The sequence below is a fragment of the Terrimonas ginsenosidimutans genome (assembly GCF_022012415.1).
GTDB lineage: Bacteria > Bacteroidota > Bacteroidia > Chitinophagales > Chitinophagaceae > Terrimonas_A > Terrimonas_A ginsenosidimutans.
The window spans coordinates 140,989-165,415 of record NZ_JAKLTR010000014.1 but is presented as its reverse complement, the minus strand read 5'-3'; the positions used below and the strand labels follow the sequence as shown (position 1 = coordinate 165,415).

The window sequence follows — 24,427 nt, the reverse complement described above, 5'->3', positions numbered from 1 at the left end:
TAATTATTACACTGAAGCCTTCAGGTGAAATAATACCACAATGGACGAAAACAAATCAATAGACCAACTTCAATCCATTCACATTAGTACGGATGCACCGGCTGGTATAACATCCCGCTGTCTCCAATGTATGCGGATTCCCATAAAAGATCTTTCCAAGGAACAGGTCCGTCTTCTTTTATCCCAGGATATTGGTACCATCTTTCTTCTTGATAAAACAATACAGATCCTCGAAGAGGATATTCTCGCCGATGGTGATTTCTATCCGGGGGATCTCTTGAGTGCGTTGCTGAACGTGAGTGAAGTTTACTGGAAAAGTAATTCTGACCTTGCCGGCAGGCTTTATTCATTGCTTAATCAGCAACGTTCGCTGATACAGAAAGCGGGGCATAAAAGACTCGACAGGGAAGTTGCACAATTCATGGCCGGACAGTTCTCTGCAGTTAACTGAACAGATTCTTTCCCAACCTGTTTTGGGATGACAAAAAAGTGTGCGCATAAGCATTGGCTGGCCCGATCAGATGATTCATGTAATGCGGGCAGGACAATGGTATATTGACATTACAGTGACCATATAGCGAGGATGGAATTAGCATAGATAGATGTCACGTTAACTTCTCGTAAACATCAGGTCAACATCAGGAGAACATCAGGGCAATATCAGGGGAACATCAGGAAATATTCAGTCAGATATCAGGCTATCATTCTGCTCATGTTCTATGAAACAGCCTGCGCAGTTATTCCGCAAAAGATCTGATTTCACCAAATGTGTTCAAGCTGCAACAATACACAAAGCAGCGTTCATCAGGCGCAGAATCCTGCAAAAACTGAGCCGCAGCGGGGCATTGCATAGGATAACCAGACTGACGAAACACCATCTGTATAGCTCTTAGAAATGAAGAGGTCATCTATTGCATTACTTGCCGCAAAAAACTGAGGGTTTAAAAGTCTCCGGAGCAGAAACTTTTAAACCCTCAAACTATAAAACTTTTAAACTTTCTTACTGCTGCATTCCATCCATTCCACCGCTCTGTCCTTCTCTTTCTCCCTTCATATTCTTACGTTTGAACAGGTTTGCATCGAACTTACCAAAACGCCAGTTGAAGTTGATCCGCAATACCTGCGGGTCACGACGGCGGAACGCATCCTGGACAAAAAGGGCCGATTCTGAGTGAACGTCTGACACACGCGTGCGGAAGATATCGTTCATATTTACAGAAACCGAAGCTGTGCGGTTCTTCAGGAATTCGTATTTGACGGCAATGTCAACACCATAAGTTGGGCGGATATAACCCTGTGAAGCTCCTGAAGGGCCACCGCCAAACATACCACCGCCGCCAAAACCACCACGTCCGCCACCAGCACTTCCGCCCGGAGGTAAGATGGTTTTCGACTGGTAATCGCCGGAAAGCTGGATCGAGATGTTCTTTGGCAATTTGAAGGTGTTGTTCACTTTTGCAAAGTAGCTTGTCAGCTTTGGCTGATCGGCCTGTCCTGCAATATCGATCTCTACATCAGACATATACAGGTTGAAGTTAGGTGTGAACTCCCACCATTTCGTCAGGTTTTGCCGTGTGGTCAATTCCAAACCTGTTGTATAGCTTGAATTCGCATTGATATAGGTGTTCATCAGCAACTCTTCTCCCCCGGCGCCAGTTGCGGTCTCCTGGAAGCGGGTGATCAGGTCTGTTGTCTGCTTGTAGTAAATGGAAGCAAGGAAGTTGCCTTTATTACGGAAGCTTTTTTCGTAAGACAATTCAAATGAATTGGTGAACTCAGGCTTCAGTCCGGGATTACCCTTGCTTGGATTGATCCTGTCTGATGAATCTGTGAATGGAGTCAGCTGCCAGAAGTTTGGACGGTTGATCCGCCTGGTATAATTCACCTGGATGCTGGATGTTTCCCCCAATTTCTGTGAAAGGAAGACGCTTGGGAAAAGGCTGATAGGGAAGTCGATCTTGAAAATTTCACCTGTGGTCAGCAGTTGCCCATTGTAATTAGAACTTTCCGCTCTCAAACCTAACTGGTACCCAAAATTCTTGATCTGGTTAGAGTAGGAGGCATACGCTGCATACACCTGGTCATCGCTCTTATAATTGACCTGTGATGCGGGTTGGAATATCCATTTCCCATCTGCATCTGCAAAGAAGAATGAGTTCGTGCTGCTATTGGTTCTTAATTGCGCGCGCAGACCCATTTCCAGTTTTGACTTGTCAGTGATCGGGTTCACAAAATCTGTCTGGATCACCACGTTACTGTTCTTACCATCGATCAGCTGCTGCTGGTTGTACTCACTTAAAAGAGTTCCGCCCCTCGCATTATAGAAGTCTGTTTCAATGATATTCGTGTTATTGTTCTTTCCTTTGTTATAGGTTACGTCTGCTGTCCACTCACGACCGGCTTTCGGGAAGTTATGTTTGAAGCTGAGGGTAGCGCCAAGGTTCCGGAAATTACTTTTTGAATTGCTCGATCTGTCCTGGAATGACTCTGTTGTTCCTGATGGATAAAGCGAGTCATATTCAATGCCGCTGTTGCTGAACGGCTTCATCTGCCCACGGGCGAAGTTTACACTGGCAGAAAGAGTATTTCTATTGCTGATAAAGTAGTCAAGTCCCGCACGGCCAAATCCAAAACCGCCAAGCGAAGTTGACCGGTCTGTCTGGTATTGATTTATCTGTGGGGTAGAGAAGAAGTTTTCTCTTTCCGTATGACCGGTTGCAATGGATTTGCGCTGCATGTACATGCCGCTTGCAAACATGTTCACTTTCTGCTGGCGCAGATTGATATCGCCGCCGCCACCTACACGGCCGCGGGAGTCGACGTTTGCACGGATGTTACCATTGTAACCAACTTTCTTTTCTTTCTTCAACACAACATTGAGGATACCGGCAGTACCGCCGGATGCATCAAATTTTGCCGATGGGTTGGTGATCATTTCCACGCTCTGGATAGCGTCCGAGGGGATCTGATCCAGCGTGAGGTTTGTTGGTCTGCCGTCAACAAACAATTGGGGAGAGTTGTTGCGCATGGTTACGTTACCATCAATATCAACATTCAATGAAGGGATATTGCGCATGATATCTACGGCTGTTCCTCCCGCAGAAGCAATGTTCTTATCAACGTTGAAGATCTTACGGTCGATGCCAAGCTGCAGACCGGGTTTTGATGCTGTAACAGTAACGTTGTCGAGCACTTTCTCTTCCGTTTCGATCTTGATGTTACCAAGATCCTTATCAAGCGCATTCATTATATTGCTCATATCCCCGCCTGGCTTGATGTCAAACGATACTGCTGTGGTTGTCTCTTTGAAGCCGATCGCAGACACTTTCAATTTTAATGGCCCGAACACGGGTACATTCTCTATCGAAAATTCTCCGTTGCTTTTGGTGAGCATGCCACCGATCACCACCTCTTTTCTTTGTTTAGTAACAGTATCCATCCTGTTCGCCAGCAGTTGAACAGACGCAAATTCCACCCCTTTACCGGATGTGGTCTCTACGATCTTTCCATATAATCTTCCGGCAGGCTGGGCGCCTCCGCCTCCACGATTTCCCATTCCTGGTTGAGCCCAAACGTTAACCGCGAAAAGGCCAACTAACAACGTAATCAAAATTTTCCTCATATATGTGTTTGTGTGTAATTAGACGTGAAATCTTTGCTTTACCTGCTGGCCGTATCAGGCCAACTTGATGAAGGGTAAATCTGGCTTAGCAGCGGATAGATCAGGTCAGCAGCGCGATCAGCAACTGGATCAGACCGGTGAAAAATCCGATCAAGCCACCCAGCAATGCTGCTTTTTTGACGGCGGGCGCCATTTTCTCGTTAAACATTTTTTCGATGGTAAATGCCGGGATCGTCGAGATCTTTTGTGAGATGATGGATTCCATATTGCCGGGTCCGGAACCGGCGATCATCATTTTGTTGATGATCTCCGGAAATAACAGTTCTATTTCCTGTATAAAAATGACTTTTAATTGCTGGATGGTTTTATCGCCGATAAAAGTGGCGATCATGGGCATTTGCTCCTGTAATTTATGGCGCAGAAAATGGTCCATATGTTGCTCAATCAGGGGTCTTATTTCGTCGAAGCTGATCTGTTGGGTAATTTTTTCCGGCGAGATCATCGAAGCAGCGTATCTCCCGATCTCTGCGGCAATTTTCTCCCGGCTTGATGGCCAGGCGCCGTGAAGGGTTATGCCAGCTAGTTTTTTGGGTTGTAAAGGATGGAAAAGCAACCAGATAGCAATGCGGATCGTCACCCAACCGATAAAGGCTGACAGAACGGGGATCAGTAAAAGCCAGTAATTCATGGAAGGGTAATTGCAATAAGAAATAAACCCCGTCCTGTAATCCAGGAAGGGGTTTTACTGGGTGGATGACCGGGTTCGAACCGGCGACCCTCAGAACCACAATCTGATGCTCTAACCAACTGAGCTACAACCACCGTTTTTTGTGGCTGCAAAAATAAGCAAAATGAAGTTGTTTAAAAAAATAAAAGTGAAGAATTTGTTGCAAAAGTTGAGGGCAACCTTTTTTCGTTCGTTGTTCGTTGACCGTTATCCGTTGACCGGATAACTCGTATTGCAAAAGAGTACAAAAGAAAACAACCTCCGGACAACGGTCAACGGTGAACGGTCAACCGTCATGAACCATTCATCAAAATCCCTTGTTAAAAGGTTATTATTATATGAAATGCATCCTTTTTACGTTATTTTTGGAATATGCACAATGCAGTTAAATACCTATTGAATATGAAGAGACTTCCTATCGTGATCCTGATGGTAGTAGCGGGGCTTTTTCTTGCTTTCCAAACCCTTGGAACAAATACAAAGAATCCTCCCGATAAATATGAAAAGATCCTGAAACTTGTGGGGCAGATGCTGACAGAAGCTCACTACAGTCCGCAGCAGGTCAATGATGATTTTTCAAAAAAAGTTTTTAAGAAATACGTCAATGATCTCGATCCGGAAAAGAACATGTTCCTTGCTTCTGATATCGCTTCACTCAAAAGCAAATACGAGACAAAGATCGATGATGAGATCAAAGGTGCTCCCGTAACATTCTTCAAAGGGGCTGGTGATGTATTCAACACCCGGATGGAAGAAGCTGCCGCTTATTGCACTGAACTCCTGGCAAAGCCATTCGACTTTAAAGTGGATGAAAAAGTAGTGCTTGATGGGGAGAAACTTGACTATGTGAACACGAAAGAAGAAGCAAAGGAGCGCTGGAGAAAGAAACTTAAGTACCTGACGCTCGAACGTTATGCAGATCTCGTTGACACACGCGAGAAAAATAAGGGCCGCGATAGCTTCGTGGTAAAGTCTGATGTCGAACTGGAAAAAGAAGCGCGTGAAAAAGTCAAGAAGGTGATCGATCGTATGTTCGAACGTTTCCGTTTTAAGTTCAACGACGATGATAAATTCAATGTGTACGTCAATGCCATCACCACAACGATGGATCCTCATACGGAATTTTTCCCTCCTGTAGATAAGCGCTATTTCGACGAAGAAATGAGCGGCCGCTTCTTCGGGATCGGAGCTTCGCTCCAGTATGATGAGGGGAATATCAAAGTGGCAAGCATCGTTACCGGCGGACCCGCCTATAAAGCAGGTGAGCCGCAGGTAGGAGATCTGATCCAGAAAGTTGCGCAGGGTAATGAGGAGCCGACCGATCTGACAGGCTTCTCCGTTACGGATGCCGTGAAACTGATCCGTGGTAAAAAAGGAACAGAAGTAAAACTGACATTGAAAAAAACGGACGGTACCATAAAGGTGATCTCCCTGATCCGCGATCAGATCGTACAGGACGAGACATTTGCAAGAAGTGCTGTTGTCAATGAGGGCAATTCCAAGATCGGATACATTTTCCTTCCTGAGTTCTACGCTGATTTCGAAAATCCGAATGGCGCACGCAGCTATATTGATGTTGCGAAAGAAGTGATCAAACTTAAAGAGCAGAATGTTGATGGTATCGTGATCGACCTGCGTAACAACGGCGGTGGATCATTGTATGATGTCGTTCAGATGGCCGGTCTGTTCATTGAAGACGGCCCGATCGTTCAGGTAAAAGATAAAGACAATCGGCCAAGCGTATTGAAAGATAAGGATAAGAGTGTGCTCTATTCCGGACCGCTCGCAGTAATGGTGAACGAGTTCAGTGCTTCCGCTTCTGAGATCTTTGCCGCTGCGATCCAGGATTATGGCCGGGGCATTATCATCGGCAGTACATCGACATATGGAAAAGGAACGGTTCAGCGTAACATAGGCCTGGATCCCGAAAATGGATTCTCTATGTCCAACTCCGATCTTGGCACCGTGAAACTGACCCTGCAGAAATTCTATCGTATCAACGGTGGCTCTACGCAATTGAAAGGAGTTAGCTCAGACATCATACTGCCCGACCAGCTCGAGTATCTGAAATTGCGTGAAAAAGATGATCCTGATGCATTGCCATGGGATGAGATCACTAAATCTCCCTACACCGGCTGGAATGCAGGTTACGATCTGAAAACAATCCGTCAACTCAGCAATCAACGTGTACAGAGCAGCCCCGCATTTCAAACCATTAAGAAGAACACAGAATGGTTAAGCAAAGAGAATAATAAGGAATACTCCCTTCAGCTGGAGAAATACAGAAAAGAACAAAAGGCGATCCGTGATGCTTATGCTCAGATCGATTCTGTAAGAAAAATGAAAACAGAGATCAATGTAGCCGCATTGCCATCTGAAGTGAACCGTTGGGCAGACGATAAATCCAAGCAGGATCGTTTCAACCAGTGGCTCAAACTGCTCCGCCAGGATATCTATCTTGATCAGGCCGTAAAAGTGGTAGGAGATATGATTAACCAGGAAAATCTGGCGAAGGGGAAACAGGCGGAGGAAAAACCTAAGAAAGCCTTTTAACGCGAATAAACGCGAATGGCCGCGAATTGCCGCCAATGAACGCGAATAGTGAACTATAAAAGAAAAGTCTTCCTGCACAGTACAGGAAGACTTTTCTTTTATAGTTCAACTATTCGCGCCTATTCGCGTTAATTCGTGTACCGTTCCTCTAGGATGCGCTTATGATGCATGGCATGCCCAAGTGTAATATATCCTAAGGCCTTTACGTAGGTAGGGCTGCCTGAAGAGACCCCATTGGCATCCAGTTGTTCTTCATCCAGTGAAAGGAAGAACAGCGCTGAGGATCGTCTGGTGAGGTCAAATTCTGTGACCAGGTCATCCCACTTGCGGGACTGGGCCCTGGAGTTATCAGCATACATGTTTTCATCAAAGCCGGGAAGAGGAATGGAGTCTTTGCGGGCAAAGCGAAGTGCCCGGTAAACAAAGATCCTTTCAGCATCGATGATATGCTGTAATACTTCTCTGATCGTCCATTTACCTTCGGCATAACGGTAGTCGTGCTTCTCCGCCGGGATGGCGCTGAAGTAGCCGGTAAGGTTGTAGTCATTGTTATTAAATGCTGAAGAAATATCGGTGTCGGGGATCTGCCTGATATAGTTATGATACCAGTCTCCAACTCTTGAAAGATCGACGGACATATGATTCGGTTTAGGTTTAATGTTCAGGCCAAAGGCTTCAAAGTACAGGCCTTAACAGGCAACGAATATCCGGAATTTCCCTAAGCTGGAAGATGGCCGGCACAAAAATCCCGGAACATTGTTCCGGGATTTCAAAAGTCTTTATAACTATCAGATCCGGGGATCCGTTTAACCTTTCACTTTCTGATTCACCTTTGAACCAGGCTTGGTTGTTTTATTACCTTCAGGTTTCAGTGTGGAAGCCAGCTTGATCGCTTCGAACGCATTGATCAACCCGCCTGAGCTGCTGATATCGCTCATCCTGACTTCTTCGCCTGTACCCGGATCCAGTACTTTTGCACCAGGTTTCTGAGCACTTTTCTCAATCACATATTTAACCTGTTCAACAGATAACTTTGGATAATATTCCATGATGAATGCTGCGAGACCTGCTACAACCGGTGATGCCATACTAGTACCCTGGAGGTTCTGGTAGGTATTGCCGCCTGGAACAGTTGCATAGATCTGAACACCCGGAGCGAATACATCCACTTCTTTTTTACCGTAGTTGGAAAAACCTGCCACAAGACCGCCTGCTTTTGGATCGCCACTTGCACCCACTGTGATCCAGTTGGAAGCTTTAACTCCATCTGTGAAAACAGAAGTAGGGAAGTTCCAGCTGGTGTCGACGTTCTGTGCGCTGTTTCCGGCTGCATGAACAAGTAATACACCTTTGCTCTGCGCATATTTGACTGCGTCATCGATCCATTTCTTTTCTGGCGAAAATCCTTTACCAAAACTCATATTGATCACTTTCGCTCCATTATCTACTGCATAGCGGATACCAAGTGCAATATCCTTATCATGCTCATCACCGTCAGGAACAACCCGGACTGTCATGATGCGAACATTATCAGCAACCCCGTTCATTCCGAGATTATTATTACGAACTGCACCGATGATACCAGACACGTGTGTGCCATGCAGAGCCGATTTATTGCTCACCATGACGTTGCTGTTTCCGTAAAATTTATCGTTGATATCGGTGTAATTATCTTTGACCACACTGTTGCGATAGTCTTTCGGTGCAGCGTGTGCAGCATCATTTTTTGCGATCTCACTTTCCAGCTGACCAACCTGCGCTTCGAGATCTTCGAGGATGTCTATGTTCGTTATATCATCCTTATTGTTGTCTTTGCAAATGCTGTTCATGATCATTTTTACACGACCAGCCAGATCAACGGTAGGAGTGTAGGCGGTCAGATCTTTACAGGTGTATTCCTCTTTCTTCAGGTCTTTACGAATGACGCTGTCACCGATCTTCAGCACAGAGTCTACAAACGAAAGTTGTGCAAAGCCTTTCTTCATTTCGTCAAGGTCGGCAGGGCTTGCTGCTGTAATGCCCACTACATCTTTTTTAGCACGGCTCCACATATCATATTCTTTTGCATCTGCTGCGGAGAGTGTTTTAGGATCCACGGTTTTGTCTTCCCATTTGCTTTTCAGCAAATGATATACCCGGGCTGCTTCATACGAATCTTTTTCCACATTGGTACCATCACGGCCGCCGAGGAAATTCCATCCGAACACATCATCCACATAACCATTCTTGTCATCATCGATTCCATTACCAGGGATCTCTCCCGGATTACGCCAAAGGATAGGACGAAGATCTTCATGAGCTGTATCAACACCAGAGTCGAGCACTGCTACGATCACCGGATTACTTTTCAGTTTTTTGGATTCAACGAATGCGTATGCTTTATCCATGCTGATACCATAATATCCACTGTCCTTCAGATCCATCAGATGCCAACCTTTGGGAACTTCTTTCTTCTGTGAGAAAGCCAACACACTGAGCAGGGAACCTGCTGCAATCAGGAGGGTACGACTAGCAAAACAATTCATTAACTACTAATTTTTAATATCTGTAAAAATCTAAAAAGGGTTAAAATTACGACTTACCACTCATACATTTTGTTATTATTAATTTCTGACATGGCGTCGCCCGACCCGCTTTTCATCAGTGAATGCCGGTTGATCCTGCCCTTGATAGCTCACCCCGCTGAAAATGTTGGCCAGCAAAGAAGGGCAACCGAGAATTCTAATAATGAACACATTGCAAAACAAATTCTGGGCCATGGATATCTTCCTTCAGGCATTAATATCGCGATCCGCCTTTGCTTAGCTTGAGCGGAGGGAGACAAAAAAGCCCCGCAGTTCACACTGCAGGGCTTATTGACGTTGATCATTTTTTTCTAGTTGCTTAGCTTCAGCTCGACACGCCTGTTTTTAGCTTTTTCTTCACTTGTTCTGCCTTGTGTCAGCGGTTTGTCAGGACCGAAACCGATAGCCTTCAGACGGGTAGTTTCCACGCCTTTCGATTCAAGATACTTCTTCACCGTTTCCGCACGCTCTGTTGAAAGACGCATATTCAGTTCGCGGGAACCCTCCGCGCTGGTATGGCCTTCTATGGTCAGTTGCAGGGATTCATCGTCCTTTAATAATAATACCACCTGGTCCAGTACCTGGAATGATGCCGGTGTTAATTCCGCTTTATTCACTTTGAACGCGATCGATTTCGCGGCAGAAGTAACTTTTTGTATCACTTCCTGTTTTACCTCTTTGACCGGGCAGCCATTATTGGACACAGGTCCTTTTTCCTTTGGACATTTATCTTCTTCGTCTGTGAGTCCGTCCCCGTCACTGTCAGGCGCAGGGCAACCATCATAGCGGGCCAGGCCTGGTACATCCGGGCATTTATCATCCTTATCAGCAATGCCATCTTTATCCCGGTCTGTGTAAGGGCAACCATTATTCTCTCTCGGGCCCGGTACATCCGGACATTTATCCAGTTTGTCAAGCACACCATCTTTATCGCGGTCGATATACGGACAGCCATGATTCTCTACAGGTCCATATTCGTGCGCGCAGCTATCCTGTATATCAATGATGCCATCACCATCCTGGTCAGGGCAGCCTTTTGTAGCAAGCGTTCCGGGCAGGGTAGGGCACATGTCTTCCTTATCAGGAATGCCATCGGCATCACGGTCTCTTTCACCCAGCTGCACAGGTTGACCCAGGAATACGCCTAAACGGATCCCCATTACTTCGTGTTTATAGTCTGTGGCTGTATAGGCCGCAGGGCTGTAGAAGTTGCTTAATCCGCGGCTGTAATTAGCCGTGAGGAAAACTCTGCCGAACTCAAAACCCGCAGTGCCATTCACACCCCAGTCGAAAGATCGGTATTTGTTATCGCCTTTTCCTACCATGATCTCCTCTTCTTCGGCTTTATAGCTTACGCCGATCACATATTTATCCGTTTTGTCAGTAGCATTATAGTAGAATGAAACATAAGGTCCGCCGCCGATGAGGAAACTTGTTTTTTTACCAAGCCGGAATTTGTACACAAGGTTCAGCGGGATATCAATGTAATTCTGATATTGTTTGCGGGTCTCAGAATAAACCGTATTGATGATCGAATCCACCGGACTCAAAGGCACATCGATCACAACGGTAGAATCTTTCGCAAATGAGTATTTCCTGCCTTTCTGGGAAAAGATCACCGCGGGTTGAAAAAACAGTCTTGAATCTTTACTGAAGGGGAGATCTGCCAGGAACCCGATCTGGGCACCACCTCTTTTCTGGTAGCGGCTTTTCAGTTCACTCCAGTCAGGGAGGTCATTGGTTTCGATCACAGTTGACTGTTGAAAGCCTCCCAGAACACCTATCCGCATTTGTGCACGGGACTGCTGGCTGCAAAGCAAGGGAATGGTCAATAGGAGAAGGATGCGTTTCATGTACAGTCAGTTGGGTTCAGGATATTAGTTAAGGCCGTAAAATTTGTAAATATTTCGCAGAAAACAAAGGAGTTATGCGAAGTATTAACAACGGTGGGGGCGGGGGTTTAGTATTTCGGGGCGAGTTTTTATTAGGTTTGGAAGGTTTGGTAAGTTTGGAAGGTTTCAGAGGTTTCACTAAACTTCAATATTGTCAGGTCTTCTGTAAGAAACCCATCGACCTTTTAAGACCTATGGAACCTGTCGAGCCTTCCAAACTTACCCAACCTTCCGCTTGTCCCTAACCTACAAATCAAACCTAATCCCCTGCGCCAATGGTAGTTGCGTGCTGTAATTGATCGTATTGGTTTGCCGGCGCATGTATACTTTCCAGGCATCGCTGCCACTTTCGCGGCCACCGCCGGTTTCTTTTTCACCGCCAAATGCACCGCCGATCTCTGCACCGGATGTGCCGATGTTGACATTTGCGATGCCACAGTCACTGCCGGAGGCAGAAAGGAACTGCTCTGCTTCGCGCAGATTAAGGGTCATGATAGATGAGGAAAGTCCCTGCGGAACCCCATTCTGTATGGCAATGGCCTCGTCTACTGTCGAATATTTCAACAGGTAAAGAATTGGTGCAAAAGTCTCGTGCTGCACAATGCTGTACCCGGGTTTTGCTTCCGCGATACATGGTTTTACATAGCAACCGCTTTCATAGCCTTTGCCTTCCAGCACTCCTCCTTCCACGACAAACTTTCCGCCTTCCGCCTTGCATTTTTCAATGGCGGCCAGGTATGCATCTACCGCGGATCTGTCGATCAGCGGACCAACATGGTTCTTCTGATCCAGCGGATCACCAATGGAAAGTTGTGCATAAGCCGAGGTGAGTCGCGCTTTTATTTGATCGTAAATACTTTCATGAATGATCAGCCGGCGGGTAGTGGTACAACGCTGACCCGCGGTGCCAACTGCCCCGAATACAGAACCGAGTACGGCAATATCCAGGTCAGCATCCTTTGAGATAATGATGGCATTATTTCCTCCCAGCTCCAGCAGCGCTCTTCCCAGACGTGCGCCAACGGCAGCTCCAACCGCTTTTCCCATGCGGGTAGACCCGGTAGCGGACACGAGGGGAATCCGTATATCCTGGCTAAGCCATTCGCCGGTTTCCCGGTTGCCGATCACCAGCCCGCTGACGCCTTCGGGAACCTGATTCTTTTCGAATACTTCTGCAACAATATGCTGGCAGGCAACAGCACAAAGCGGTGTTTTTTCAGAAGGCTTCCAGATGCAAACATCTCCGCAAACCCAGGCCAGCATCGTGTTCCAACTCCATACCGCAACAGGAAAATTAAATGCTGAAATAATGCCGACGATCCCCAATGGGTGGTATTGCTCATACATCCGGTGACCCGGACGTTCACTATGCATCGTTAAGCCATGCAACTGGCGCGAAAGGCCGACTGCAAAATCGCAGATGTCGATCATTTCCTGCACTTCTCCATACCCTTCCTGTAAACTCTTTCCCATTTCATAAGAAACCAGCTTACCAAGCGCTTCTTTCTTTGCACGTAACGCTTCACCGATCTGCCGTACGACTTCACCTCTTTTCGGGGCAGGCCATGTACGCCATTCGGCAAATGCTGACTGCGCTTTCTTCACCACCGCTTCGTAATCTTCTTTTGCAGATGTACTAACCGCACCGATCAGCGCACCATCTACCGGCGACCACGACGAGATCTCTTCACCATGGCCAAACCATTCTTTACCTGTCGACGCACCGGGAGATTTTTTTTCTATCTGGAGTGTTTTCAACGTGTCAGCAATCATGGAGGAAAATTTAAAAGTTTAATAGTTTAAAGGCTTGCCGGTTTAAACGTAAGAGTCAAAGATGTATTAGGTTGAACTCTTACGTTTAAACTATCAAACGTTCAAACGTTTTAGTATTGTTCCTGGTCGTTGGGAAAGTCGTTGCTCTTCACATCAGTGATGTACCGATGAATGGCACCAGTGATCTGTTCGTTCAGATTAAGGTATTGACGGAGAAAACGTGGTTTGAATTCTGTATTGATGCCGAGCATATCGTGCATTACAAGTACCTGCCCGTCACAATATTTTCCCGCACCGATGCCAATGGTTGGGATCGCAAGGCTTTCTGAAACCTCTTTTGCAAGTATGGCAGGGATCTTTTCAAGTACTACAGCAAATGCGCCAGCTTCCTGTAACATCAAGGCATCGCGACGAAGTTTTGCTGCTTCGGATTCTTCGGTGGCCCGTACAACATAGGTGCCGAATTTATTGATCGATTGTGGTGTAAGACCCAGATGGCCCATTACAGGAATGCCCGCACTGACGATCTTTTTTACAGAATCGATGATCTCTTCTCCGCCTTCAAGTTTTACGGTGTGAGCACCGCTTTCTTTCATGATACGGATGGCAGAAGCCAGCGCGATCTCTGAATTGGATTGATAGGAACCGAAGGGTATATCCACGACTACCAGGCTTTTTTCCCTGCCTCTGACCACGCTTTGAGCATGATAGATCATCTGGTCAAGTGTGATCGGCAGGGTAGTGGTATGACCAGCCATTACATTGCTGGCACTATCGCCTACGAGAATGATATCTATCCCCGCTGCATCAAATATTTTAGCAAATGAATAATCATACGCGGTGATCATGGAGATCTTTTCACCGGCGGCTTTCATCTTCTGAATAGTGTTGGTCGTTACCTTCCTTGCTTCCTTGCTGATTGACATGCGATTTTTTTTGGAGGGTAAATGTAGGCAAAAAGGAGAGAGTTTTGGATCTTCACTAGTTTGGAAGGATTAAAAGGTTTAAAAGTTTAATAGTTTAATGGTTTAAAAGTTTAAAAGGTTTCTCAGATCCCGGCTCCCATAAGTTAAACAGGCCCAATAAGCAGGCGCCTACCTGACTTACCAAGCCTGTTTTATTTAACTTAACAGTTGATCCTGGGGGGCAGAACCCTTTAAACCATTAAACTTTAAACTATTAAACTATTAAACTTTTAAACTATTTAAACCATCCCTCCTCCCTCACTCAACCTTCGCACCCGTCCCGCTTATTTCCTCGTAAAGTGACTGGATCAGGCCATCCGCCAGACCAATTTTCGGTACGAAGATATTGTCGGCATCTGCCCATCGCATTACATTGATATAGATAAGTAATGCCGGAACGATCACATCGGCTCTGTCTTCACGAAGACGGTAAAGTGACATCCGCTGGTCAAGTGAAAGACTGCTGAATTCTTTGTAATAATCCCTCAGTAATTCAAGGGTCAGCGGTTTGCCGTCCTTTCTTTTTGAGATAGAAAAGATCTTGTTGATATTCCCTCCGGAACCGATCGCTGTAACGTGGTGATAACCTTTTGTGCGGGCTTTGATGAACTCCTTCATCGCATCCCATTGCTGTTCTGCAACCTGGTTCTTCAGGATGCGGATGGTCCCGATATTGAAAGATTCTTTGAAGATCAGTTTTCCATCGCTGAAAAAAGTCAGTTCAGTACTTCCTCCGCCAACATCGACATAAAGATATGACTCATCGGAGGTCATGTTTTCCGCTACATGATTTTCATAGATAAAAGACGCTTCTTCCTGCCCGCTGATAATGGTGATGTCGATCCCGGTTTCAGCTTTCACCCTTTCCATGATCTGCGGTCCATTCGCTGCGTCACGCATCGCGGAAGTGGCGCATGCTTTTACGTGCTTCACATCATACACGTCCATCAGGAGTTTATAGGATTTGATTGTCTTTACTACTTTTTCCGCACGGGCCTGTGTGATCTCTCCTTTGTCAAAAACATCAAATCCCAACCGCAGCGGCACCCTTACAAGCGACATCTTCATAAATTCCGGCTTCGCCGGTGAAGTATGCAATACATCGCTGATCAGTAATCTCGCTGCGTTACTACCTATGTCAATTGCTGCCAGTCTCAATGTTTTACTTGGTTTTGTTAAACAAATACTGATAAATATCCACCTGAGATCTCACTTTCGTTTTGCCTGGTTTCACGTATTCATTTGACAGTTCATTATCGAGCCACCTTGCCTTCACGTTATCCTTTAACTGGATTTCGAGAATATCGATCAGTTCTTTTTTTATGCCTTCATCCAGTATCGGACAGGTGGCTTCTACGCGGTGATCCAGGTTGCGGAGCATCCAGTCGGCCGAAGATATATAAACTTTCTGTTTACCCTTATTGTGAAATACCCACACCCGTGCATGTTCCAGGTATTCATCCACGATAGAGATCGCCTGAACGGGAACCCTGAACTTTTTGTTTTCTGTGATCATGCAAAAGATCCCTCTCACGATCAGTCTAACCTCTACACCGGCTTTTGCAGCATCCGTCAGTTTCATGATCAGATCTTCATCAGACAGGGAGTTCATCTTAAGGGTAATGCCTGCCTTCTTTTTCTTCCGTGCTGATTTGATCTCTTCTTCGATCAGTTTGTGCAGTTCATGTCTCACGATCTGCGGGCTCGGGATGATCGTCTGGCAATTCTTCAGTGAATGGGTTTCTCCTGTCCGGTAATGTTCAAGATAGTTGAAGATCCTGCTTACATCGGTCATCACCCGCGGATTGGAGGTCAGCAGGCAATGATCGCCATAAACCCTTGATGTTTTTTCGTTCATGTTCCCTGTACTCACAAACCCATAGATCACATTTTTATCTTTTACCCGTTTGCGGATCATGCAAAGCTTTGCATGGATCTTCATATCGGGGATCCCGAGTATCACCTTTGCGCCCTCTTCTTCCAGCCGGGATTTCCATTCAAGGTTTGCTTCCTCATCGAACCGTGCACGGAGTTCCAGCATTACAACAACTTCCTTGCCATTACGCACGGCGTTTATCAGCGCGTTGATGATCTTTGATTGCGAAGCAAGCCGGTAGCAGGTGATCTTGATCGTGCCAACATGCGGATCTATCGCCGCCTCCCGGATGATATCGATCAGTGGGGTGAATGAATGATAGGGGAGATGAAGCATGATATCTTTTTCCAGCACCACATCTGACACACGGCGCTCTGTGAGAAGCGGATGATCAAAAGGCTTCTGCCGTTGTTTTCCCGGTTTGAATACATTCGGGAAGTCCATAAAATGCCTGAAGTTGTGGATCCTTCCACCGGGAATAAGGTTATCTTTCTTTGTAAGGTTCAGTCTTCTCGTAAGATATTCAAGCAAACCCGGATCCATTTCCCTGTCATAAACGAACCGTACAGGCTTTCCCTTTCTCCGGTTCTTCAATCCCTTTTCTATTTTCTGAATGATGTTGGTAGAGATATCACTGTCGATATCCAGTTCTGCATCACGGGTAACCTTGAAAATATGAGAATGATACTGATCATATCCGAAGTAAGAGAATATTTCAGGGAGGTTACACCTGATCACATCCTCAAGAAGGATGATCCGGTGTTCGCCGGGTTTGGATGGCAGCAATACGAATCTGCCCAGCGCCCGGCTCGGGACTTCGATCAGTGCATATTTTTTCTTCAGGGCGCTGTCTTTCTTCCACATTACCACGGCGAGATAGATCGATTTGTCGCGCAGATTGGGAAAACGGGGAATGTTCTCGATCATGAGCGGATTGACATTCGGGCTCACTTCATCATCATAATAATCCCGCACAAAGATCATCTGTTCCTCTGTCAGCTCGTTCTCATTTACCAGGAAGATCTTTTGTCCTTTCAGTTTCTTTTGTACATCATCCCAGATCCTTGCAAACTCGCTCTGCTGATTCAATACTGTCATCTGGATATCGTCCAGGATCTGCTGTGGATCTTTTTCAAGATGCATGTTGGCCTTTCCACTGATCATTGTCATTCTTCTCAGGGTTGCTACCCGCACCCTGAAAAACTCATCCATATTATTTGAGAATATTCCGAGGAAACGGATCCGTTCGCGAAGAGGCACGGTCTGGTCGCCGGCTTCCTGCAGTACACGGGCATTGAAGGACAGCCAGCTTATGTCACGGACAATGGTTTTGGGCTTGTGTTGGTCGTGAGACATGAAAATGCGTTGGTTAGTTGTTCCATAAAGTTAACCAACACAGCGTTTTCTGTGCGTTAAGTTTTTTGTATGTTATGAGTAGTCTTCTGACTACCCTTGTTCACCCACGGCAGCAGTCCGAAACTCACTAATCCTCCCACCAGCACCACAAATGTCTGGGACATCCACAGCAGCCAGCCAAATGCGGCTGCAATGCTTTGCTGGAGGCCATACAGCGTCATCGTGCCTTCGATGAGAAGGGCATAGCCGCCGATGCCGCCGGGAGAAATGATCATCCCGATGCTGCCTGCGGATAAAATGGTGAACGCTTCCCTGATGCCGTAATGCTGTGTTTGCTGTAGAGCCTGAAAGCCGATATAGCCTCCGGCAAGATAGGTGCCCCAGAGAATAACGGTCAGGATGACGAACTGTCCGCGTTTCTTCATGTGACGGATAGAGCCAAGTCCCTGCCATACCCGGGAGGCAATATTTTTCAGAATGGTTTTTACATCGCCGATGGTTTTCTTTTTGATCAGCATCCACAGGCCGATGATCAGGATAATGCCGGCGACCCCGATGAGCAGAATGGCCAGACCGGAAATTTTTTTCTCTTCAGTCTGTCCGGGTGTATTAAAGATACTGTCAACGATCTGCGTATACAATCCGGGTTGTATTCCCAGTGTGATCCCGAATACGATCAGCAGTGAAACGGCATCGATGAGGCGTTCAAGAATGATCGTTCCAACGAGTTTGTCTGCAGGGATCTTTTCATACTTCGCCAGTACGGTACATTTTAATACCTCACCAAGCCGGGGTACGCCCTGGTTCGCGAGGTAGCCGATCATTACAGCAAAAAAGGTGTTTGATTTTTTGGGACGGTAACCAAGCGGTTCCATAAGCAGGCGCCAGCGCAGCGCACGCACGTAATGCCCTGAAATGAGAATAATAAAGACGGGAATGATAAGATAATAATTCGCCGTATTCAGCGCATCTTTGATCCGCTTCCAGTCTTCCTGGTTGATATTTTTTACAGACAACCAGATAAAAAGAAAGCCGAGGCCAAAAAAGAAAAGGTATTGCAGCAGGGTTTTGATCTTCTTGTTCATGGGCTCGGCTATAACGGTTTATTCTTAAAGCTTATTACCTTCTTTTGGAAAAACGATCCATGGAGTAAAGGTTTTGGCCTTTTCAAAATCCATGGTGGCATAGGAAATGATCACGACCACATCGCCAACCATGCCTCTTCTGGCTGCAGGTCCGTTCAGGCAACAGATCCCTGAACCGCGCTTGCCCTTGATGACATAGGTTTCCAGCCTTTCGCCGTTATTAACGTTCACCACCTGCACTTTTTCGTTCTCGATCAGGTTAGCCGCTTCGATCAGATCCTCATCTATCGTAATGCTTCCAACATAATTAAGATTTGCTTCCGTGATAACCGCTCTGTGAATTTTTGACTTCAGTAACTCGATCTGCATAAAATTATTAGAATAGTAAAGGGAATAAGCGTTAAAAAGTTGGTTGGTTCAAAGGTTTAAGGTCTCAGGCGGGAATCGTTTCCACCACGCCCAATACTCTTTTTCCTTCTTTCCTCTTTTTCTCTCAGCCCCGCAAAAGTAATTCATTTAAAAACGAAAAAGCAGCCACTTAGTTCAGCAGCAGGTTGTCTATCAGCCTCACACCGCCCAGGAAGGCGGCGGCAAGCGCCACCAGTCTGTCTTGCCCATTCCATTCTTCGCAGGGCTTTAATGTGCTGGCGTCAGCGATCTCTACATAATCTACCCTGAAGCCCTGTTGCGTGAGTGCCGAAAATGCCTGTTCTTTCAGGCCCGTTGTATCTCCCGGCTTCAGATCTGTTCTGATCCGGTCGAGTGCCTGGAAAATGGCGATGGCCGCGGACCGTTCTTCCGTGCTGAGCCGCACATTGCGGCTGCTCATGGCCAGCCCGCCGGGCTCACGAAGGGTGGGGGAGATCTGAAGTTTGATGGATCTTTCCAGGCCCGTGATCTCCAGCAATTTTTTGATGACCATGCATTGCTGGTAGTCTTTCTGACCCATGTACAAATTGGCAGGCATTACGATTTCCAGTAATCTGTGCACCACCTGGCACACTCCCTGGAAGTGTCCGGGCCGGAATTTTCCCTCCAAAAGGCTTTCCAGGTAGCCTAACTCATATTTATTTGTCAACATTTGTCCGTCCGGGTAAATTTCTTCAACAGATGGCAAAAAAAGGACGTCACACCCGGCTTTTTCGAGCAAGCGGATATCTTTTTCTATGGTAACAGGATATTTTTCAAAATCGGAGGGATCATTGAACTGTGTCGGGTTTACAAAAATGCTTACCACTGTGATATCGTTCTCTTTTCTGGAAGCTTCCACCAGTGAAATATGCCCGTCATGAAGGGCTCCCATGGTGGGGGCAAAGCCGGTTTTCCGGCCTTGTGTCTGCTGGCTCTTAAGGTGCTCCCGGAGGTCTTTGGCGCGCTTAAATAGGATCATAATCAGGCTTATTCACATCAAAAAACGACGCAACTTAGCTATTCCTTGTAAAAAACAGTACCTTTGCACACGTTTTTTCAAAATGATCACTTAAACGGGACAACATGTCAGCAAAAAAGAGAATCTTATTTATTGCCAATGAAATGTCGCCCTATCTGGAGCTGACAGAATTTTCAGAAACAGTAAATAAGCTGGCCATCAAGGCGAATGATAATGGTTTCGAAGTGCGCTGCATCATGCCCCGCTTTGGTACCATCAACGAACGCAGGCACAGGCTTCATGAAGTAGTGCGGCTTTCCGGTATCAATGTCTCTGTGGACAATGATGACATGCCTCTCCAGATCAAAGTAGCTTCCCTGCCCAGCGCAAGGCTGCAGGTCTACTTCCTGGAAAATGAAGAGCTGTTCAAACGCAAACATATTTTTCATGACGAGAATGACGAATGGTTTGACGACAATGGCCTGAGAACTGTCTTTTTCGCTAAAGGCGCTCTCGAAACGGTGAAAAAATTCGGATGGCCTCCGGACATCATCCATTGCAGCGGCTGGATGACAGGACTGATCCCTGCTTACCTGAAAACGGTGTACAAAAAAGAGCCGGTATTTGCGCACAGCAAAGTGGTTTACACTGTAGGACAGAACACGTTCAAAGAGAAGCTTGGAGCTGATTTTATGAAGAAAGCCCTGATCCATCCCTCCCTGAAAGAGAAAGATCTGGAAGTTTTCAAGGATGCGACCAATACAGCCATGTTCCGCGGTGGCGCCACGTTCGCAGACGCGATCACTTTCGGAGCTGAAAAAGTAGATAAGAAACTGGTAGACGAATTCTCAAAGGTCCGCGGAAAGAAAACCCTCCCGTTCAACGAAGAATCTGATTTAACAGAGTATTTACAACTGTATGTCGATCTTGCAGGTAAGTAACATTTCCTAACCCGGTATAATTTTTATTTGTGAAGCATAAACACCTGGTAATTACGCTTGGAGCAATTATAACCAGCGCGCTTTTACTGTTGAATTCCTGCAGAAAGATCAATGAGGCTACAGAACTGGGAGGAGGTCTTATTCCGCCTGTAGATAACATCCACACATTTGACACAACCATGGATGTTGAGGCATACAACCAACTGTTCACTGCACAGGATGACTCATCCCGCAGCAACTACGGTTCTCCGCAGGTGCTGGGTTATATTTCAAACGACCCGCTGTTTGGTACTACGGATGCCCGGATGTTCTTTGAACTGAAGCCAACGAATTACCCGTTCACCTTTGCAAATTTACCGGACAGTCTTCGCCTAGACTCAGTCGTATTGATCTTGGAGAGCGCGGGGATCTGGGGTGATACCATGGTGCCGCAGACCGTTCGCGTTTATGAAATGGATCTCGCCAACGAATTCAGGGTCGATACTTCTTACCTCATTCGTCAGAATAATTTCACTTACTCACACCAGTTAGGTTCCAAAACCTTCCTTCCTGCGGCATTGAATGATTCAGTGAGCGCAAGGGGAGATTCCAATACGGTAAATCAGTTAAGGATCCGTTTGGATGATTCTTTTGGAAATCGATTCCTGCATTATGATACCACAACGGCCAATAACCCGTTCACGACCGACTCGGCTTTCCGTACCAAATTCAGAGGATTTGCGATTCAGGCCGAAGCGGGTGGTAATGCCCTGATGCGGTTCAATCTCACCGGTGCCAATACCAAGCTGGCCTTCTATTACCAGTACGATAAGCGGACTGCTGCTGAGCCAAACAATGTTGATTCCGCGGTAGCTTACTTCAACTTTAAAGACTACAATACCTATTTCTCATCAGGCTCTGCCAGTGCAAATGCTGTGACCCGCAATATTGCCGGTACACCGTACCAGACTGCGGTGAGTGGGACTACTCCGGATAATGAAGTATTCATCCAGAATACGCCTGGCTCTTATGCACGGATCAAGATCCCCGGATTGGCGACACTTGGCAACAGGGTAGTGCATCGCGCGGAACTGATCATGGAGCAGATCCATCAGCCGGTATATGACTCGATCTTCCCGCCGAAATACCTGTTCCTGGATGCGTATGATCCTGCTGTCTCTACCCAGTATAACCGCTTCATACCATACGACTTCACCTTTGACGTTCAGGGTAACCCTGCATTGGGTGCACTGGGTGTGGCCCCGCTGGATCAAAAGAACCCGGCCGGTGAGAACATCAAAGTATGGAAGTTCAACATCAGCCGTTATATCCAGAATGTGGTGAACCAAAGAGAACAGGCACTTGATCTGAGGCTCTATGCACCTTACTATATCTTCGGATATTACAAACCGACGCAGGCCGCAGTCAGTTCTCTGCAGCGTGTAACGGTCAACGCAACGGCCGGCGAAGGACGGGTGAGATTATATGGCGGAAATACAACCGCTCCGTCCACCAGCCCGCAAAGGATGCGTCTGCGTATAGTTTATTCCAAATTATAACGAAAAATCGGCCACTATTGAATTAAATGAGATCGGATGCTATATTTGCCCCGATTTTCATTTAACGAGGATCTCAATCTATTAACTCAAAGTTCATTTATGCCTTACCTTTTTACGTCTGAAAGTGTTTCCGAAGGTCACCCGGATAAAGTAGCTGACCAGATCTCTGACGCGCTCATTGATAACTTTCTTGCTTTTGACGCTCAGTCGAAAGTAGCTTGCGAAACCCTCGTTACTACCGGTCAGGTGGTCCTCGCAGGTGAAGTAAAATCAAAAGCATATCTGGACGTTCAGGAGATCGCACGTGGTGTGATCCGCAAGATCGGCTATACCAAAAGTGAATACATGTTCGAAGCAAATTCCTGCGGTATCCTTTCAGCTATTCACGAACAATCCGCTGATATCAATCAGGGCGTTGACCGTAAAAAGAAAGAAGAGCAGGGTGCCGGCGACCAGGGAATGATGTTCGGTTATGCAAGCAATGAGACTGAAGATTATATGCCACTGGCTCTCGATCTGGCTCACAAGATCCTGATCGAACTTGCCGCACTGCGCCGCGAAAATAAAGCGATCAAATACCTGCGCCCCGACGCAAAAAGCCAGGTTACACTTGAATATAACGACGATAACCAACCGGTAAGGATCGATGCGATCGTGGTTTCCACACAGCATGACGACTTTGATACTGAATCAAAGATGCTTGCCAAGATCAAAGACGATATCGTGAAGATCCTGATCCCACGCGTTAAATCGAAGTACAGGAAATACGCAAAACTGTTCAATGACAATATCAAGTATCACATCAATCCAACCGGTAAATTCGTGATCGGTGGACCACACGGTGATACAGGTCTGACAGGACGTAAGATCATTGTTGATACTTACGGTGGTAAAGGTGCTCACGGCGGTGGTGCATTCAGCGGTAAAGATCCTTCCAAAGTTGACCGTTCCGCTGCTTATGCAACACGTCACATTGCCAAAAACCTCGTTGCAGCAGGCGTTGCCAGCGAAGTCCTGGTACAGGTTTCTTACGCTATCGGCGTAGCCAAACCAACCAGCATCAACGTGAACACATACGGTACTGCAAATGTTGAGCTGACAGATGGTGAGATCGGCAAGATCGTGGAAGGCATCTTCGACATGCGCCCTTACTTCATCGAACAGCGCCTGAAATTGCGCAACCCGATCTACAGCGAAACTGCCGCTTACGGACACATGGGCCGCAAGCCTGAAGTTGTAGAAAAAACATTCAGTTCCCCGGACGGTAAAAAAGTAACCAAAAAGGTTGAGTTGTTTACCTGGGAAAAACTGGACTATGTTTCCAAAGTTAAAAAAGCATTCGGCTTAAAATAATCAGGAAGAATAAGTGGTGAAAGGGTTTAAAGAGTTTGGGCGACCGGCTTTTTGAACCCTTTGCCGTTGGAGGGGGGAGAAGTTTAAAAGTTTAATAGTTTAATAGTTTAACAGTTTAATAGTTTAATAGTTTAATGTTGATAGGTTCTGTGCTTACCTTAAACTATTAAACTTTTAAACTTCTTTCCCCTCTTCCTTAAAAACCGACAACATGAACGAGACTAGCCCATGGCAGATACTGGGAGAAAAGCAGGTGTATGACAATAACTGGATACAGGTAACAGAGTATGATGTACTGAATCCGGGTGGAGGCAAAGGGATCTATGGCAAGGTGCATTTTAAGAACCTGGCCATTGGCGTGATCGTGCTGGACGAGCAGGAGAATACATATCTGGTGGGACAGTTCCGTTTCCCGTTAAATGAATACAGCTGGGAAATACCGGAAGGTGGCGGGGCTATAGATACCGATCCTCTTGAGTCGGCAAAACGGGAATTGCTCGAAGAAACGGGCTTAAAAGCCAAGGAGTGGAGGCTTATTCTGAAAATGCATCTGTCCAATTCTGTATCGGATGAGTATGCATTGATCTTTCTTGCCACAGGCCTGGAACAATTTGAACCGATGCCCGAGGAAACAGAGCAACTGGTCATAAAGAAACTTCCGTTCGAAGAAGCCTGGAAAATGCAACAGGCCGGACAGATCACTGACTCCATGTCAGTGGCGGCGATCCAGCAGGTAAAACTGATGATGGCAGGATTGGTGTAAATGCAGGACCGCGGTCCGGTATCCGTCATTCGCGATCCTAACCCCATAAA

General features: G+C 46.4%; 18 protein-coding genes and 1 tRNA gene. 6 read left to right on the top strand and 13 right to left on the bottom strand.

Annotation, left to right across the window (positions count from 1 at the left end):
• Nucleotides 1-40 precede the first annotated feature (40 nt).
• Entirely contained in the window at nucleotides 41-451 is a 411-nt protein-coding gene (locus LZZ85_RS20260; protein WP_255724187.1) for a contact-dependent growth inhibition system immunity protein, read from the top strand.
• A 549-nt stretch (nucleotides 452-1,000) separates the two neighbouring features.
• On the opposite strand, the gene LZZ85_RS20255 is transcribed toward LZZ85_RS20260, so the two are convergent.
• From LZZ85_RS20255 to LZZ85_RS20245, 3 genes are all read right to left on the bottom strand, one after another.
• On the bottom strand, nucleotides 1,001-3,622 hold the full coding sequence (locus LZZ85_RS20255) for a TonB-dependent receptor (protein WP_237875181.1): 2,622 nt from the start codon (nucleotides 3,620-3,622) through the stop codon (nucleotides 1,001-1,003).
• 100 nt (nucleotides 3,623-3,722) lie between these two features.
• Nucleotides 3,723-4,310, bottom strand: coding sequence for a DUF445 domain-containing protein (locus LZZ85_RS20250; protein ID WP_237875180.1), 588 nt, complete (start codon nucleotides 4,308-4,310; stop codon nucleotides 3,723-3,725).
• A 60-nt stretch (nucleotides 4,311-4,370) separates the two neighbouring features.
• Nucleotides 4,371-4,444 (bottom strand) — tRNA-His (locus tag LZZ85_RS20245).
• 307 nt (nucleotides 4,445-4,751) lie between these two features.
• Between LZZ85_RS20245 and LZZ85_RS20240 the strand changes: the two genes are divergently transcribed.
• Nucleotides 4,752-6,902 carry a carboxy terminal-processing peptidase gene (locus tag LZZ85_RS20240; RefSeq protein WP_237875179.1) on the top strand — a complete coding sequence of 717 codons (2,151 nt, stop codon included), beginning with the start codon at nucleotides 4,752-4,754 and terminating at the stop codon, nucleotides 6,900-6,902.
• 128 nt (nucleotides 6,903-7,030) lie between these two features.
• Here LZZ85_RS20240 and LZZ85_RS20235 read toward each other — a convergent pair whose 3' ends face one another.
• From LZZ85_RS20235 to panC, 10 genes are all read right to left on the bottom strand, one after another.
• Nucleotides 7,031-7,540: a DinB family protein gene (locus LZZ85_RS20235; protein ID WP_237875178.1), complete on the bottom strand. Its 510-nt coding sequence runs from the start codon at nucleotides 7,538-7,540 to the stop codon at nucleotides 7,031-7,033.
• A gap of 168 nt (nucleotides 7,541-7,708) precedes the next feature.
• Nucleotides 7,709-9,427, bottom strand: a complete 1,719-nt coding sequence (locus LZZ85_RS20230) for a S8 family serine peptidase (protein ID WP_237875177.1) — start codon at nucleotides 9,425-9,427, stop codon at nucleotides 7,709-7,711.
• Between the two features lie 350 nt (nucleotides 9,428-9,777).
• Entirely contained in the window at nucleotides 9,778-11,319 is a 1,542-nt protein-coding gene (locus tag LZZ85_RS20225) for an OmpA family protein (RefSeq protein WP_237875176.1), read from the bottom strand.
• A 285-nt stretch (nucleotides 11,320-11,604) separates the two neighbouring features.
• Nucleotides 11,605-13,131 (bottom strand): L-piperidine-6-carboxylate dehydrogenase, encoded by a 1,527-nt coding sequence (gene amaB / locus LZZ85_RS20220; protein WP_237875175.1) that lies wholly within the window; start codon nucleotides 13,129-13,131, stop codon nucleotides 11,605-11,607.
• A gap of 110 nt (nucleotides 13,132-13,241) precedes the next feature.
• Nucleotides 13,242-14,057: a 3-methyl-2-oxobutanoate hydroxymethyltransferase gene (gene panB, locus LZZ85_RS20215; RefSeq protein WP_237875174.1), complete on the bottom strand. Its 816-nt coding sequence runs from the start codon at nucleotides 14,055-14,057 to the stop codon at nucleotides 13,242-13,244.
• 297 nt (nucleotides 14,058-14,354) lie between these two features.
• Entirely contained in the window at nucleotides 14,355-15,254 is a 900-nt protein-coding gene (locus LZZ85_RS20210; protein WP_237875173.1) for a Ppx/GppA phosphatase family protein, read from the bottom strand.
• Nucleotides 15,255-15,258: 4 nt separating this feature from the next.
• A complete protein-coding gene (gene ppk1, locus LZZ85_RS20205; protein WP_237875172.1) occupies nucleotides 15,259-17,328 on the bottom strand; it encodes a polyphosphate kinase 1 in 2,070 nt (689 codons plus the stop codon).
• A 56-nt stretch (nucleotides 17,329-17,384) separates the two neighbouring features.
• Entirely contained in the window at nucleotides 17,385-18,413 is a 1,029-nt protein-coding gene (locus LZZ85_RS20200; protein ID WP_237875171.1) for a lysylphosphatidylglycerol synthase transmembrane domain-containing protein, read from the bottom strand.
• Nucleotides 18,414-18,437: 24 nt separating this feature from the next.
• A complete protein-coding gene (panD, locus tag LZZ85_RS20195; protein WP_237875170.1) occupies nucleotides 18,438-18,782 on the bottom strand; it encodes an aspartate 1-decarboxylase in 345 nt (114 codons plus the stop codon).
• A gap of 169 nt (nucleotides 18,783-18,951) precedes the next feature.
• Entirely contained in the window at nucleotides 18,952-19,803 is an 852-nt protein-coding gene (gene panC, locus LZZ85_RS20190; protein ID WP_237875169.1) for a pantoate--beta-alanine ligase, read from the bottom strand.
• A 104-nt stretch (nucleotides 19,804-19,907) separates the two neighbouring features.
• Between panC and LZZ85_RS20185 the strand changes: the two genes are divergently transcribed.
• From LZZ85_RS20185 to LZZ85_RS20170, 4 genes are all read left to right on the top strand, one after another.
• A complete protein-coding gene (locus LZZ85_RS20185) occupies nucleotides 19,908-20,723 on the top strand; it encodes a glycogen/starch synthase (RefSeq protein ID WP_237875168.1) in 816 nt (271 codons plus the stop codon).
• 29 nt (nucleotides 20,724-20,752) lie between these two features.
• Complete coding sequence (locus tag LZZ85_RS20180; RefSeq protein ID WP_237875167.1) at nucleotides 20,753-22,261, top strand: DUF4270 family protein; 1,509 nt, start codon at nucleotides 20,753-20,755, stop codon at nucleotides 22,259-22,261.
• A gap of 99 nt (nucleotides 22,262-22,360) precedes the next feature.
• A complete protein-coding gene (metK, locus tag LZZ85_RS20175; RefSeq protein WP_237875166.1) occupies nucleotides 22,361-23,614 on the top strand; it encodes a methionine adenosyltransferase in 1,254 nt (417 codons plus the stop codon).
• A 211-nt stretch (nucleotides 23,615-23,825) separates the two neighbouring features.
• A complete protein-coding gene (locus LZZ85_RS20170; protein ID WP_237875165.1) occupies nucleotides 23,826-24,377 on the top strand; it encodes an NUDIX domain-containing protein in 552 nt (183 codons plus the stop codon).
• Nucleotides 24,378-24,427: the final 50 nt, after the last annotated feature.

Excerpts from the sequence above, each read along its gene's own strand:
- LZZ85_RS20260 (WP_255724187.1), top strand. The coding sequence starts at position 41 with ATGGACGAAAACAAATCAATAGACCAACTTCAATCCATTCACATTAGT.
- LZZ85_RS20255 (WP_237875181.1), bottom strand. The coding sequence starts at position 3,622 with ATGAGGAAAATTTTGATTACGTTGTTAGTTGGCCTTTTCGCGGTTAAC.
- LZZ85_RS20250 (WP_237875180.1), bottom strand. The coding sequence starts at position 4,310 with ATGAATTACTGGCTTTTACTGATCCCCGTTCTGTCAGCCTTTATCGGT.
- LZZ85_RS20240 (WP_237875179.1), top strand. The coding sequence starts at position 4,752 with ATGAAGAGACTTCCTATCGTGATCCTGATGGTAGTAGCGGGGCTTTTT.
- LZZ85_RS20235 (WP_237875178.1), bottom strand. The coding sequence starts at position 7,540 with ATGTCCGTCGATCTTTCAAGAGTTGGAGACTGGTATCATAACTATATC.
- LZZ85_RS20230 (WP_237875177.1), bottom strand. The coding sequence starts at position 9,427 with ATGAATTGTTTTGCTAGTCGTACCCTCCTGATTGCAGCAGGTTCCCTG.
- LZZ85_RS20225 (WP_237875176.1), bottom strand. The coding sequence starts at position 11,319 with ATGAAACGCATCCTTCTCCTATTGACCATTCCCTTGCTTTGCAGCCAG.
- amaB (WP_237875175.1), bottom strand. The coding sequence starts at position 13,131 with ATGATTGCTGACACGTTGAAAACACTCCAGATAGAAAAAAAATCTCCC.
- panB (WP_237875174.1), bottom strand. The coding sequence starts at position 14,057 with ATGTCAATCAGCAAGGAAGCAAGGAAGGTAACGACCAACACTATTCAG.
- ppk1 (WP_237875172.1), bottom strand. The coding sequence starts at position 17,328 with ATGTCTCACGACCAACACAAGCCCAAAACCATTGTCCGTGACATAAGC.
- LZZ85_RS20200 (WP_237875171.1), bottom strand. The coding sequence starts at position 18,413 with ATGAACAAGAAGATCAAAACCCTGCTGCAATACCTTTTCTTTTTTGGC.
- panD (WP_237875170.1), bottom strand. The coding sequence starts at position 18,782 with ATGCAGATCGAGTTACTGAAGTCAAAAATTCACAGAGCGGTTATCACG.
- panC (WP_237875169.1), bottom strand. The coding sequence starts at position 19,803 with ATGATCCTATTTAAGCGCGCCAAAGACCTCCGGGAGCACCTTAAGAGC.
- LZZ85_RS20185 (WP_237875168.1), top strand. The coding sequence starts at position 19,908 with ATGTCAGCAAAAAAGAGAATCTTATTTATTGCCAATGAAATGTCGCCC.
- metK (WP_237875166.1), top strand. The coding sequence starts at position 22,361 with ATGCCTTACCTTTTTACGTCTGAAAGTGTTTCCGAAGGTCACCCGGAT.
- LZZ85_RS20170 (WP_237875165.1), top strand. The coding sequence starts at position 23,826 with ATGAACGAGACTAGCCCATGGCAGATACTGGGAGAAAAGCAGGTGTAT.